Source organism: Porphyromonas sp. COT-108 OH1349 (genome assembly GCF_000768755.1).
Taxonomy (GTDB): domain Bacteria; phylum Bacteroidota; class Bacteroidia; order Bacteroidales; family Porphyromonadaceae; genus Porphyromonas_A; species Porphyromonas_A canoris.
The window spans coordinates 190055-202946 of the sequence record NZ_JRAH01000013.1; the positions used below are offsets into that span (position 1 = coordinate 190055).

Consider the following 12892-nt stretch of genomic DNA (forward strand, 5'->3'; position numbering starts at 1 on the left):
TAAAATATGCGCTGTTCGGTATCGAGTAAAGAGAGAAAAGGCTTCTTTTTCAAGTTATTTTGCTTACTTTGCAAGCGGAATAGCGATTATTTTATGTATTCAATAATAACGGATAAAAACAGAAGTAGAACAAATAAGTAACGATTATGAATCAGACTAAAGAAAAGCTGTTTTCACAATTCCCTGAGATCTCTACTCAGGAGTGGATGCAGAAGATTGAAGCCGATCTTAAAGGGGCTCCTTTTGATAAGAAGCTCGTATGGAGAACCAACGAGGGCTTCAATGTAAATCCCTTTTACAGGGCAGAGGATATAGCCCATCTCAAAACAACGGATGCGCTACCCGGTGAATTCCCTTACGTTAGAGGTACAAAGGTGTGCAACTCCTGGTATGTCCGTCAGGATATCAACGTGACCAACGCAGAGGAAGCTAACGCCAAGATGAAAGAGCTTTTGGGTAAAGGCATCACCTCTTTCGGACTCAAGATAAGCAAGGAGATGGCAAGCAAACAGCATCTGACTACTCTTTTGGATGGTATAGATGTGGAAAAAGTGGAGCTTAACTATCTGAGCTGCCGTACCCGAATAGTGGCTGTGGCTAAGCTGATCGTAGAGATCTATCGTGAGAAAGGTGTCGATCTTGCAGCGTGTCCCGGCTCTTTCCATTTTGATGTATTCAAGAAACAGCTGAGCAAAGGCGTCGTAACCGATGAGTGGATCATGATCGGTAAAGAGCTTTTGTGCTCTGCTTACGAGCTTAAGAAGTTTACTGTGCTGGATGTTGCCGGTATCTCTTTGGCAAACGCAGGTGCTTTCGTGTATCAGGAACTCGGCTTCGCTCTCAGTGCAGCCACTACCATCCTGGATACTTTTGTGGCAGAAGGTTGTGGGTCTGCCGCCGAAATAGCTCCTCGTATCCGCTTCGATATGGGAGTGGGAACAAACTACTTCATGGAGCTTGCAAAGTTCCGCGCTCTTCGTTGGCTTTGGGCTGAGATAGTCGGAACGCATGGCGAAGATTGCAAAGGCGATGCAGCCAAAGCAGTGGTACACGCCGAGACATCGTCTTGGAATATGTCCATCTACGACGCATACGTGAATATGCTTCGCACACAAACGGAAGCGATGTCTGCTACACTTGCAGGTGTTCACTCTCTTACCGTATTGCCATTCGATGCCGTCTACAAAGAAAGCGATGAGTTTAGCGAACGTATCGCTCGCAACCAACAGCTTCTTCTCAAGGAAGAGTGCCACTTCGACAGAGTGGTGGATCCGGGTGCGGGATCGTACTATATAGAGCATCTTACATCCGCTATTGCAGAGCAAGCGTGGAAGTTGTTCCTGCATATCGAAGAGGATCTCGGCGGTTTTGCAAAAGCTGCAAACGAAGGAGCGATACAGGCAGCCGTGAACGAAAGCAACCGGAAGCGTCATAAAGATGTGGCTACTCGCAGAGAAAGTCTGTTGGGAACAAATATCTTCCCCAACTTCTCCGAGATGGCAAAAGATAAAATCACCAAACCGGATGCCGTGGCTTGCGGTTGCGAAAAGCATGCAACCATTACCGCACTGGATTATCGTCGCGGAGGTTCGGACTTTGAACTGCTTCGTTTGGCAACGGAAGAGGCTCCGAAGCGTCCGTTGGTCTTCATGCTTACAATAGGTAACCTTGCCATGAGACTTGCTCGAAGCCAGTTCTCCAGCAACTTCTTTGCCGTGGCAGGATACGAAGTGAAGGACAACCTGGGCTTCAACACCGTTCAAGAGGGCGTGGATGCAGCCATGGCAGCCAAGGCAGACGTGATAGTGCTCTGCTCCAGCGATGATGAGTATGCAGAGTATGCTCCTCAGGCGTATGAGGCTATCGCAGGCAGAGTGCCTTTTGTGGTGGCAGGAGCTCCGGCTTGTATGGAAGAGTTGAAGGAAAAAGGCATCGAACACTTTATCCACGTTAAGGTTAATGTGTTGGAAACACTGCAAGGATTCCATAAGCTGCTCGGTATTCAAGAGAAGAAATAACAGACCCCAAAACTCACTTTTAGAATATTAGATATGAAACCAAATTATAGAAGTATCAATATAAATGAAGGTCAATGGGGTACATCTTCCATTGCCGACTATGTTAAGAGAAATAATATCACAGCAGACTGGGAGACTCCGGAACATATCCATGTAAAGTCTGTATATACAAAAGAAGACCTTGAGGGCATGGAGCATCTCTCTTATGCTTCCGGACTTCCTCCATATCTTCGCGGACCTTATAGCGGTATGTACGCCATGAGACCATGGACCATCCGTCAGTATGCCGGGTTTTCCACAGCGGAAGAGTCCAATGCTTTCTATCGCCGCAACCTTGCATCCGGTCAGAAAGGTCTTTCCGTAGCGTTCGACTTGGCTACTCACCGCGGTTACGATGCCACTCACGAGCGTGTCGTGGGCGACGTTGGTAAAGCCGGCGTATCCATCTGCTCGCTTGAAGATATGAAGGTGCTCTTCGATGGTATTCCGTTGAACAAGATGTCTGTCTCCATGACAATGAACGGAGCAGTGCTTCCGGTGATGGCATTCTATATCAATGCCGGTCTTGAGCAGGGAGCTTTGTTGGAAGAGATGGCAGGTACTATCCAGAATGATATATTGAAAGAGTTCATGGTGCGTAATACTTATATCTATCCGCCTGAATTCTCAATGCGTATCATTGCGGACATATTTGAATATACGTCTCAAAATATGCCGAAGTTCAACTCTATCTCTATCTCCGGATACCATATGCAGGAAGCCGGTGCAACGGCAGATATAGAGTTGGCATATACACTCTCTGACGGGATGGAGTATCTGCGTGCCGGTATCAATGCAGGTATTGATGTGGATAAGTTTGCTCCCCGTCTATCTTTCTTCTGGGCGATAGGTATGAATCACTTTATGGAGATTGCCAAGATGAGAGCTGGACGTATGCTTTGGGCTAAGATCCTGAACGACTTCGGGGCTAAAAATCCTAAGTCTCTTGCTTTGCGTACTCACTCTCAAACTTCAGGGTGGTCTCTTACAGAGCAGGATCCGTTCAATAATGTCGGACGTACTTGTATAGAGGCGATGGCTGCGGCTTTGGGGCATACCCAATCTCTGCATACCAATGCGCTCGATGAAGCTATCGCTCTTCCGACAGATTTCTCTGCACGTATCGCTCGTAACACTCAGATCTATATCCAAGAGGAAACAATGATCTGTAAGGAGATAGACCCTTGGGCCGGTTCCTACTATGTAGAGAGCTTGACCAACGAGCTTGTTCACAAAGCGTGGGCGCATATCCAGGAGATCGAACAGATGGGCGGTATGGCAAAAGCGATAGAAACCGGTTTGCCCAAACTACGTATCGAAGAAGCTGCGGCACGTACTCAGGCTCGCATTGATAGCAATAATCAGGTTATCGTAGGGGTGAACAAGTACAGACTTGAAAAGGAAGATCCTATCGAAATTCTGGAGGTAGACAATACCGCTGTTCGTACTCAACAGATCGAACGTATCTCTCAACTCAAAGAGAAACGTAACGAAGAGGAGGTACAAAAAGCTCTTGCAGCCATCACTCATTGCGTGAAAACCAAAGAGGGTAATCTCCTTGATCTTGCAGTGAAAGCAGCTTCTGTCCGTGCAACATTAGGGGAAATCTCCGATGCCTGTGAGTGTGAAGTGGGAAGATACAAAGCAATCATTAGAACTATTTCAGGGGTGTACTCAGCAGAAACAAATAAGGATGCAGATTTCGTTAAAGCTTGTCAGCTTGCCGAAGAATTTGCGAAGAAAGAGGGACGTCAACCTCGTATCATGATAGCCAAAATGGGTCAAGACGGTCATGACCGCGGGGCTAAAGTTGTGGCGACAGGGTATGCAGACTGTGGTTTCGACGTGGATATGGGACCATTGTTCCAGACTCCGGCAGAAGCTGCACGCCAAGCCGTGGAGAACGATGTGCATATCATGGGTGTCTCTTCCTTGGCAGCAGGTCATAAGACTCTTGTTCCTCAGGTTATCGAAGAGTTGAAAAAGCTCGGCCGTGAAGATATCATCGTGATTGCCGGAGGTGTTATCCCTGCTCAAGACTACGATTTCCTTTACAAGGCAGGCGTTGCCGCTATTTTCGGTCCCGGTACTTCCGTGGCTAAGGCAGCCGTTCAGTTGTTGGAGATCTTGCTCGATAACGAATAAGCATACATTATAATACAGTTCCCTTAGGGGGATAACGGCAGTGAGAGGATAGGTGTAAAATTGCACTTATCCTCTTATTGTGTGTAATATTAAGGGGATATTAGTATCTTTGTTCAGCTTTAACATCAAAAAAAACAGAATTATCATGGCATACGGACTATTAAAAGGTAAGAGAGGAATCATATTCGGTGCTCTCAACGAACAATCTATAGCTTGGAAAGTAGCACAGAGAGTTGTACAGGAAGGTGCTACCATCACACTTACCAATACCCCTATGGCACTTCGCTTGGGCGAGTTGAATGCTTTGGCAGAAGAGACCGGAGCAAAAGTTATCCCTGCCGATGCTACTTCTCTTGAAGATTTGGAAAAAGTTTTTCAAGAAAGTATGGAAGCGTTGGGCGGTAAGATAGATTTCGTTCTTCACTCCATAGGAATGAGTCCGAACGTTCGCAAGAAACGCGAGTACGATGACCTTGACTACGGATTCCTTGAAAAGACTTTGGATATCTCTGCCATCTCTTTCCATAAGATGATGCAGGTGGCAAAAAAGATGGATGCAGTGGCAGAGGGAGGCAGTATCCTTGCTCTTACTTACGTAGCTGCTCAACGCACTTTCTGCGGATACAACGACATGGCAGATGCTAAGAGCTTGTTGGAGAGCATCACCAGAAGTTTCGGTCATATCTATGGTAGAGACAAGGGAGTGCGTGTCAATACCATTTCGCAGTCTCCAACCGTAACCACAGCCGGTAGTGGCGTAGATGGTATGTACAATCTCCGCCACTTCGCAGAGAAGCTGTCTCCTCTCGGTAATGCCAATGCCGATGAGTGTGCGGACTATTGCGTGCTGATGTTCTCCGATCTGAGCAAGAAGGTTACCATGCAAAACCTCTTCCACGATGGCGGATTCTCTTCCATGGGAATGAGTGTTGCCGCTATGGAGCAGTACGTTAAAGGAGAGCTTGACAATATAGACTAACCCGTTTGCTCAAGTAGTTTTTACCTCTTGAGCGGTATGATACGAGTCCGCAAGTACAGAGATTTCCTCAAAGTACTGCGGACTTTTTTGTGATATGAATGGAAAAAGAGTACTCATAACAGGCGCAACCGGATTCATCGGAGGCTATTTGGTGGAAGAGGCGCTCCGGCTTGGATACGAAGTGTGGGCGGCTGTCCGAAAGAGCAGTAACCGCTCTCGCCTGAACAGTCCTAAGATTCACTTTGTGGAGTTGGACTATACTTCCCCGACGCACATCGCTCATCTTGCAGACAGCTTAGCCCCTCAAGGCGAACCGGCATGGCATTTGGTGATTCACAATGCAGGGGTAACGAAGGTGAAGCAAACAGAAGAGTTTTATCGCATCAATAGCGAACAGACGGCTCTTTTCGTGGCACAGCTCCGGCAGGCAAAGTGTCCGCCCGAACGTTTTGTCCTTATGAGCAGCATGGGCAGCTACGGTCCGCCTCCGAATGATACCGAGCCTCTTCGTTCCTCTGACCCTTGCCATCCCGGCACGGAGTATGGAAAGAGCAAGCTGCTTGCCGAGCAGTATGTGCAGGAGAGCGGGTTACCTTACACCATTATACAGCCTACCGGCGTTTACGGGCCGTATGACCAAGACTATCTCATGGCTATAAAAAGTGTATCCAAAGGGATTTATGTCCGTTCCGGATTAGCTCTTCAACATCTCACGTTTATCTTTGCTTCCGACCTTGCCCGTGCTACATTCATTGCCGCAGAGGCTTCCGAAGCAGAGGGGAACAAGTACATCGTTTCGGACGGAAAGAGCTACACGGACAAAGATTTCGGAGAACTTCTCCGGAAAGTACTCGGAAAGAAGCGTCTGTTAAAGCTCGCACTTCCCCTGCCGTTGGTGTATGTCGGCTGCGTTATAGGGCAACTTTGGGGCGGTCTGACCGGCTCTCTCACACCTCTCAATAGAGATAAATATACGATCTTTGCGCAGCGCAACTGGCGGTGTGATGCTTCTCCTATCTTCCGTTTAGGCTTCTCGCCGGAATACGATCTCGAAGAAGGGCTCACCGCAACCGTGGCATGGGCAAGAGAGAACGGGCTGCTGAACTAATATAATATATGCTACCTCCTTCGTCCAATCCCTTTTGGGGATGATAAAAACGGGAGCATGAAATTGAAAAAACAGATCTGTCATCTATATAAAACACATCAAATAATATGAAACACCTACTACTTTTGGTCGCGATCTGCCTTGCATTATCGGCTTGTAGCAGTTCCGGCAACTCCTCTACCGAGGATACCACTACCCAATCTTCGGCTTCAGAAACATTGGACAAGGGAGGTCGTTGGCTCATGGCACTCTTCCAATCTTCAGAGAGAGAGGGATTTTCTCTACCTTACGATGAGGCTGTTTTCACCCCTCGTCTGCATCAGTTTTTTGAAGAGTCCTATATGCTCTACGACACACGCTCCAATGACATGAGCGATGCGGAGTTGGAAGAGGCAAAAGAGCTGTACAAAAAGAAGTGGGAAGGCATCTATCCCATCAAAGAGGATGCAATGGGATTTTTCGGAGCCGGATATGATGATCTGGAAATTGTGGAATACGTCAAGGTGGTACCACTTGGAGAGCTTCGTTATAACGTAATCCTTGAGTATGAGTGGAGAGGTGCAATACAATCCACGGTGCGTCTTGTGGAGCAGGGAGAGGGCTTTGTCATAGATGAGATGAGCTGTAAGAGGATTCCGTCAGAGCCTGTACCAATGCTTCTGCACCCCGGCAAACGCTGCTTTACAAACAGTGATGAAGGCAAGGATATCACCAATATCGAGATGGATATTGCCTCCGATGGTACAGTGAAAGGTCTCTTCAAGGTTGTCCCTGCCGATGGCGAGGGATGGGATGCTTCTTTTTCCGGGAAAGTGATAGGGAACAAGCTGAGAGTGGAGTTCGATTTGTTCCCCTTGGACATCTGTGAGGGTTACTACTGGGAGCTTAGACGTAAATGGTCTGTCATAACCTGCGATCTTGGCAATGGTGAAGAGAGCGAGGTGCTTATCATAAACTTCTATGGTCCCGATCCCGAAACGGGAGATCCCGGCTCCATCCCGTTCAGCTACATAGAGTGTTCAAGGAAAAACGCAGCCAAGTAGGGCGGAAGAGCCGAACGGAAAAAGAAAAAGCACGAGGATGTCTCTATGCAGAGAGATCCTCGTGCTTTTTTTTGGTTTACGCTTTTCTCGTGGAGCTTTTAGCCTCGTGAAAAAGAAAAACCTCCCTATCTGTTTCCGGATAGAGAGGTTTTCGCTGTGTGCTTTCTGCTCTTCCTCTTGGACTTGAACCAAGGACCCTCTGATTAACAGTCAGATGCTCTAACCGACTGAGCTAAGGAAGAGTGTTTGTCTTATCTCTTAGACGATGCAAATTTAGGCATTTTTTTTTATCCTGCAATAGCTCAAAGAAAAAATGTTACCTCTTCTTTTGCTATTTTACTCCCGATTGGCTCTGCTCTTCCTTGTCTCTTTTTTCTCCGTCTGAGGGTTAAAGATTGTCGTTCATCGGATTCCTTCATTCGGATAAGCCGGAGAGCATTCGCTTAGGTCAAGAATAGAAATATTCATTAGCGTGGATAAAAAATCTGTCGAACACTTTTAGAAAACTTTCCGAACCTTATAAGATTTCAAAATCAACGTTTGAGGGGTGGAAGTTGTGGTTCGCTTTGGAGCAGTCAAGGTTCGATTTTCAGAAGTCGAAGCTTGGTTCGAGGAAGTGAATGGGTTTAGTGCAAGATATAAAAGTGAATAACGTAAACTCTGAACAGCTTTAGAACAGAGAAAAAACAAGCATACCGAAACCGGAACTCGGGACATCATGATTATGAATCATGCACTCCACAAGAAAAAGAGAAAGCATACCGGGAGGGGAAGAGGAGATGATTTCATCTGTAAAAGAAGTGCGATCCGGACAGAAAAAGGATATATCCCAACTCTTGTCCGGATCGCACTTGCTACCATTCGTCTAAAGGAGAGAGCGGTCTAACTTTCGTAGCCCTCTGCCAGCCTTAAGAGGTCGCCAAACACACCTCTTGCCGTTACCACGGCACCGGCTCCCGCTCCCTGTATTACAATAGGTCTGCTACCGTAGCTTTCGGTATAGATTTCAAAACAGCTGTCTGCGCCGCTCACTCTACCCAAAGGAGAGTTTTTGGATACACGCTTAAGAGCTGCGGTAAGAGTAGCTTCCTGCTTTGTGTTGTCCCAAACGATGTCTCCCACATATCTGAGAACTTCGTCCGGAGAGCAGGTTCCCCGAAGCTCTTCTATCTCTTTCTCCAGTTCTCCGAATCGCGTCCAGAACTGATCCAAAGAGAGTTTTCTCAGCTGTTCGGGTACAGGATTTTTCCAGTTTACATCCGAAAGCTCTGCCGCCACATCCAGTTCTCGCACCAAAATCAGAACCTTTCTTACCACATCTTCTCCGCTAAGATCTTCACGAGGATCGGGTTCGGTGAGTCCTCTTTGGGCAGACTCCTCTACGATTTCACGGAAAGAGCGAGAAGGCTCTTCGGTAAGCGTATTGAAAATGTAGCTCAAACTTCCCGAGAAAAGTCCGTGAATGCGTGTAATGCGTTCGCCTGCCAAATGGAGCAGTTTGAGGTTATCTATCAGAGGAAGACCGGCACCAACATTGGTTTCGTAGCGGTAGCTTCGTCTGTGTTTCTTGAGTGTCTCTCTCAGGTGGATATAGTCTGCGTAAGGTGCTATATTCGATTTCTTGTTGGAAGAGACAATGTCGAAGCCGTTGCTTGCAAAGTATGGATATTTCGCAGCGATGGCTTCGGAAGAGGTGTTATCCACCAAAATCATATTCTCCAAAGCGAACTTCTGCCCATACTCGACGATGGTCTCTGCCAGACTGTTTACGGATGCCGACTGTTTCAACTCCTCTTGCCACCCCTCTCCGATGCCTGTATGAGAGAGAAGCAACTGCCGAGAGTTGGCAATGGCAAATATTCGGAGGTCAATGTTTTTCTGCTCTTTCAGCTGTGTATGCTGGTGTATGATCTGCTCTATAAGAGCACCGCCCACCGTGCCGTGCCCGATAATGGCAAGATGGACACGCTTGGGACGCTCGAACATCTCTCCATGAATCACGTTGAGAGCCTTGATGCGCTCTTCTTCCCCCCGAACAAGCAGGCAGAGTGTATTGTCCGGAACGGCGTTATTGAGCAGAACAGGCAAGATGCGGTTGCGCACCAGTGCTCTATACGGACGGTCAAACTCCGCCAGATTGAGCCCGATGATGGCAACGATGGTAAGCCCTTTTTCTGCGTAGATCTTGGTGGTCTTCCCTTCCAAAAGGTCCTGGCGAAACTCTTGGTGCAGGGCTTCCACCGCTTTATCGGCATCCACTTCGCTTACCACTATGGCTATACCGCGCTCTGTGGAGCCTTGGGAGACAAGGCTGACACTGACATCCGCACTCTTGAATGCGCCAAAGATTCGAGCATCTATTCCTGAACGCCCAAGCATATTGCGTCCTTCGAAGTGGATCAGTGCCTTTTGTGAAAGAGATGCCAAGGCTCGTACCGACTTTGCTTTCGGACTGGATGTGATGAGAGTCCCGTTCTGCCCGGAGCCGTATCCGAAAGTGTTGAGCACCCTCAATGGGATATTTTTATCCTGCAAAGGCTCTATGGTTTTAATGTGAAGAATTTCCGCTCCGAACTGAGATAGCTCCGCCGCATCGGAGTAAGAGAGCTCGTCCATCTTTCGAGCTTCCGGAACTACGGACGGATTGGCTGTATAGATACCGTCTACATGGGTGAAGTTTTCCATGATTTCCGCATCCAAAAAATTGGCAAGGAGAGCTGCACTATAGTTGCTGCCATTTCTTCCGAGTGTGGTACGGACTCCCTCTCTGTCCCGTGCAATAAATCCCGTAACGATAGGTATGCAAGACGAAGGCAACTGACCGAACAGCCGGAGACATTTCTCTCTTGACTCTTCTACGTGAACGGAGGCTGAGCCAAACTGTGAGTCGGTTACGAAAAAGTCTCCGGAGTCTATAGCCGCAGCTTTATACCCCTGTCGCTCCAGCGCATTAGCTACAAACTTGGCCGATAGTAGCTCTCCGTAGCTTACGATTTCGTCTTCCAGCTTCAGACTGCACTCGCCTACGAGAGAAATTCCGGTGAGTAGTCTTAGGAGCTGTTCCTGCTCTTGTTCAAACTTTATCTCCGAACACTCCGTCTGATGTTCCCAGAAAAGGGAGAGGTCGTCCTTGAATGGTTCTCCTTTTCGGGCTTTATCTATAAGAGCAAGAAGGGTATCTGTGCTGCCACCTCGAGCAGATACCACCACGACGGGAGAGAGTTCCCGCTCATGGTTGTCTGTGATGATCTCTAATACTTTGGCTATTCCAAGCCCGTTGTCAAGAGATTTGCCTCCGAATTTTAATATCTTCATTACAATGTAGGAAAGTGAGGTTTGACAATACGGTTCAGCTGTTCATACTCCATTAAGAATGCATCGTGCCCATGTATGGAGTTTATGGTGTCGAGCGTGATATTGTTTTTTATATCCGATAGTTCGTTATAAGTATCCACTGCACGGTCGTGCGTGAAGAGCAGATCGCTGTCTATGGATACCATGTGAATATCCGAATGGATCTGTGCAAGCTCCAAAGCTGTCTTGCAAACAGCGATAGAGTAGGTGAGATGCGTCATTACCTTATAAGCGGAAAGCTTAAAGCGCTTTTTCAGAGTATCGCCATGATAGAGCAACCATCTCTCTACATCGTAGAGTTGTTCCTGCTCTTCCTGTGTGCTATTGAAGCGAACATTGAGCGATTGAGGTGTCCGATAGCAAGACATAGCGTGTATGCGGGCATCTCGTAAAGGGTCTGAAGAGTTGGCAAGTATCTGTTTTTGTATCAGTGTCTGAGTCAGAAGCCAGTCCGAAGCCCGATAATCGCAAGCGATAGGGAATATCTTTTTTGCCAGCTGAGGGCGTAAATGCGCCATCTGCCACGTGAGTGAACCTCCCATCGAAGCGCCTATGATACAATAGACTTCCGTGATGCCAAGAGATTCTATACCTTTTATGAACAAGGCGGCAATGTCTTTAAGGGAAAAACTTTCAGGGTCTGTGCTCTCTCTTCCATCGTATCCATTACCGGGGATATTAAAGGAAATAATGGTGTAGTGAGAGAGAGGAATACCTCCCTCATCACTTATCAGCTTGTTCCACCACCCTTTTTCTCCCGTGACGGAAGAGTTTCCGGTCAGAGCGTGATTCACTACAACGATAGGAGCCGAACCAAGTGAAGGTCCTGCCAGTTCGTAGCTTAGAGTTATGTCAGAGTGCTCCACCCCTTTCTCCGAACGGAAATCTTTTATGACTATTTCCTTTAGCATTTCTGTGCAGATTGAGTTAGTGCATTATGAAGATCGGCTTTAAGATCTTCTACATCTTCGAGTCCGATAGAGAGACGAATAAGATCAGGAGTTACTCCGGCACTTAGTTGCTGATCCTCTTTTAGCTGACGGTGTGTCGTGCTGCTTGGATGAATGATAAGCGACTTCGTATCTCCGAGATTTGCTACGATACGGAAGATCTTTGTGTTATCCACTACGCACTTGGCAGCATCGTATCCACCCTTTGGTCCGAACGTAACAAGACTGCCAAAACCTCCATTCAGGTAGCGCGCGCATATCTCATGATGCTTGTCGGAAGCAAGTCCCGGATAGTGTACCCACTCTACCAAAGGATGCTCTTTTAGCCATTCTGCGATCTCAAGGGCGTTTTTACATGCCTGATTGAGTCTCAGGGATAGTGTTTCCAACCCTTGTAGTATGATAAAGCTGTTGGTTGGGCTGATACAGCTACCGAAGTCTCTGAGCCCTTCCACCCTTGCACGCACGATGAATGCAGCCTCTTTGAACACTTTGCTATAGATAAGTCCATGGTATCCGGGACTTGGTTCGGTAAAGTCCGGGAAGTTACCATTGCTCCAGTCGAATCTTCCCGCATCTACCACTGCACCTCCCATTGCTGTGCCATTGCCACAGAAAAACTTCGTAAGAGAGTAGATCACGATATCTGCTCCATGCTCTATGGGCTTGAAGAGAATAGGGGTAAGAGTGTTGTCCACAACAAGTGGAAGACCGTTCGAGTGCGCGATGTTTGCTACTTCTTTTATGTCTACGAAGTCCAATTTTGGGTTACCCAAAGATTCCGTATAGACAATCTTCGTATTGAGTTGTATGGCTTCCTCGAAAGCTTTAGGGTTTTCGGGGTCTACAAAAGTGGTTTCGATACCCAGGCGGGGGAGTGTAACGCTGAGCAGGTTATAGGTGCCACCGTAGATGCTGGACGAAGCAACAATATGGTCTCCACTCTTAAGAAGTGTGAGAAGAGTAGTGGTAATGGCGCTCATTCCACTTGCTGTGGCTATGGCTCCTATACCTCCATCGAGAGCAGCGATGCGTTGTTCCAAAACATCTGTGGTAGGATTGTTGAGACGAGTATATATGTATCCCGGTTTTTGCAGGTCGAATACGCCTGCGGCGTGGTCGCTGCTTTCAAATGTGTAAGCGGTAGCCTGATAGAGAGGGATAGCCGTTGAGCCGTTGTTTGCCGAGGGTTCGTAGGCGGCGTGTAGTGCTTGTGTTGTTGCTTTTGTAGCCATGATCTTAAAGTTTTTAGGGTT

The 12892-nt window shown here is 47.5% G+C and carries 9 protein-coding genes and 1 tRNA gene; 6 read left to right on the forward strand and 4 right to left on the reverse strand.

The window, feature by feature from the left end:
- Positions 1 to 146: 146 nt before the first annotated feature.
- The 5 genes from mutA to JT26_RS02785 all read left to right on the forward strand — a co-directional run bounded on the left by mutA (position 147) and on the right by JT26_RS02785 (position 7332).
- Complete coding sequence (mutA, locus tag JT26_RS02765; RefSeq protein ID WP_036845779.1) at positions 147 to 2018, forward strand: methylmalonyl-CoA mutase small subunit; 1872 nt, start codon at positions 147 to 149, stop codon at positions 2016 to 2018.
- A 33-nt stretch (positions 2019 to 2051) separates the two neighbouring features.
- Positions 2052 to 4202 (forward strand): methylmalonyl-CoA mutase, encoded by a 2151-nt coding sequence (gene scpA, locus JT26_RS02770; protein ID WP_036791710.1) that lies wholly within the window; start codon positions 2052 to 2054, stop codon positions 4200 to 4202.
- Between the two features lie 145 nt (positions 4203 to 4347).
- On the forward strand, positions 4348 to 5181 hold the full coding sequence (locus JT26_RS02775; protein WP_036791713.1) for an enoyl-ACP reductase: 834 nt from the start codon (positions 4348 to 4350) through the stop codon (positions 5179 to 5181).
- Positions 5182 to 5275: 94 nt separating this feature from the next.
- Complete coding sequence (locus JT26_RS02780) at positions 5276 to 6289, forward strand: NAD(P)-dependent oxidoreductase (protein WP_036845782.1); 1014 nt, start codon at positions 5276 to 5278, stop codon at positions 6287 to 6289.
- A gap of 107 nt (positions 6290 to 6396) precedes the next feature.
- Positions 6397 to 7332 (forward strand): hypothetical protein, encoded by a 936-nt coding sequence (locus JT26_RS02785; RefSeq protein ID WP_036845785.1) that lies wholly within the window; start codon positions 6397 to 6399, stop codon positions 7330 to 7332.
- A gap of 168 nt (positions 7333 to 7500) precedes the next feature.
- Here the strand turns inward: JT26_RS02785 and JT26_RS02795 are convergent.
- Positions 7501 to 7574 (reverse strand) — tRNA-Asn (locus JT26_RS02795).
- A gap of 489 nt (positions 7575 to 8063) precedes the next feature.
- Here JT26_RS02795 and JT26_RS10785 point away from each other — a divergent pair.
- On the forward strand, positions 8064 to 8201 hold the full coding sequence (locus tag JT26_RS10785; RefSeq protein WP_160217625.1) for a hypothetical protein: 138 nt from the start codon (positions 8064 to 8066) through the stop codon (positions 8199 to 8201).
- A gap of 13 nt (positions 8202 to 8214) precedes the next feature.
- Here JT26_RS10785 and JT26_RS02800 read toward each other — a convergent pair whose 3' ends face one another.
- The 3 genes from JT26_RS02800 to JT26_RS02810 are packed head-to-tail and all read right to left on the reverse strand — an operon-like array spanning position 8215 to position 12871.
- A complete protein-coding gene (locus tag JT26_RS02800) occupies positions 8215 to 10647 on the reverse strand; it encodes an aspartate kinase (protein ID WP_036845791.1) in 2433 nt (810 codons plus the stop codon).
- Positions 10647 to 11597 carry an alpha/beta fold hydrolase gene (locus JT26_RS02805; RefSeq protein ID WP_036845794.1) on the reverse strand — a complete coding sequence of 317 codons (951 nt, stop codon included), beginning with the start codon at positions 11595 to 11597 and terminating at the stop codon, positions 10647 to 10649. Before JT26_RS02805 ends, JT26_RS02800 begins: the two co-directional genes overlap by 1 nt.
- The gene (locus JT26_RS02810; RefSeq protein ID WP_036845797.1) at positions 11591 to 12871 is read right to left on the reverse strand and encodes an O-acetylhomoserine aminocarboxypropyltransferase/cysteine synthase family protein; all 1281 of its coding nucleotides are present in this window, start codon (positions 12869 to 12871) and stop codon (positions 11591 to 11593) included. The genes JT26_RS02805 and JT26_RS02810 overlap by 7 nt, the downstream gene beginning before the upstream one ends.
- Positions 12872 to 12892: the final 21 nt, after the last annotated feature.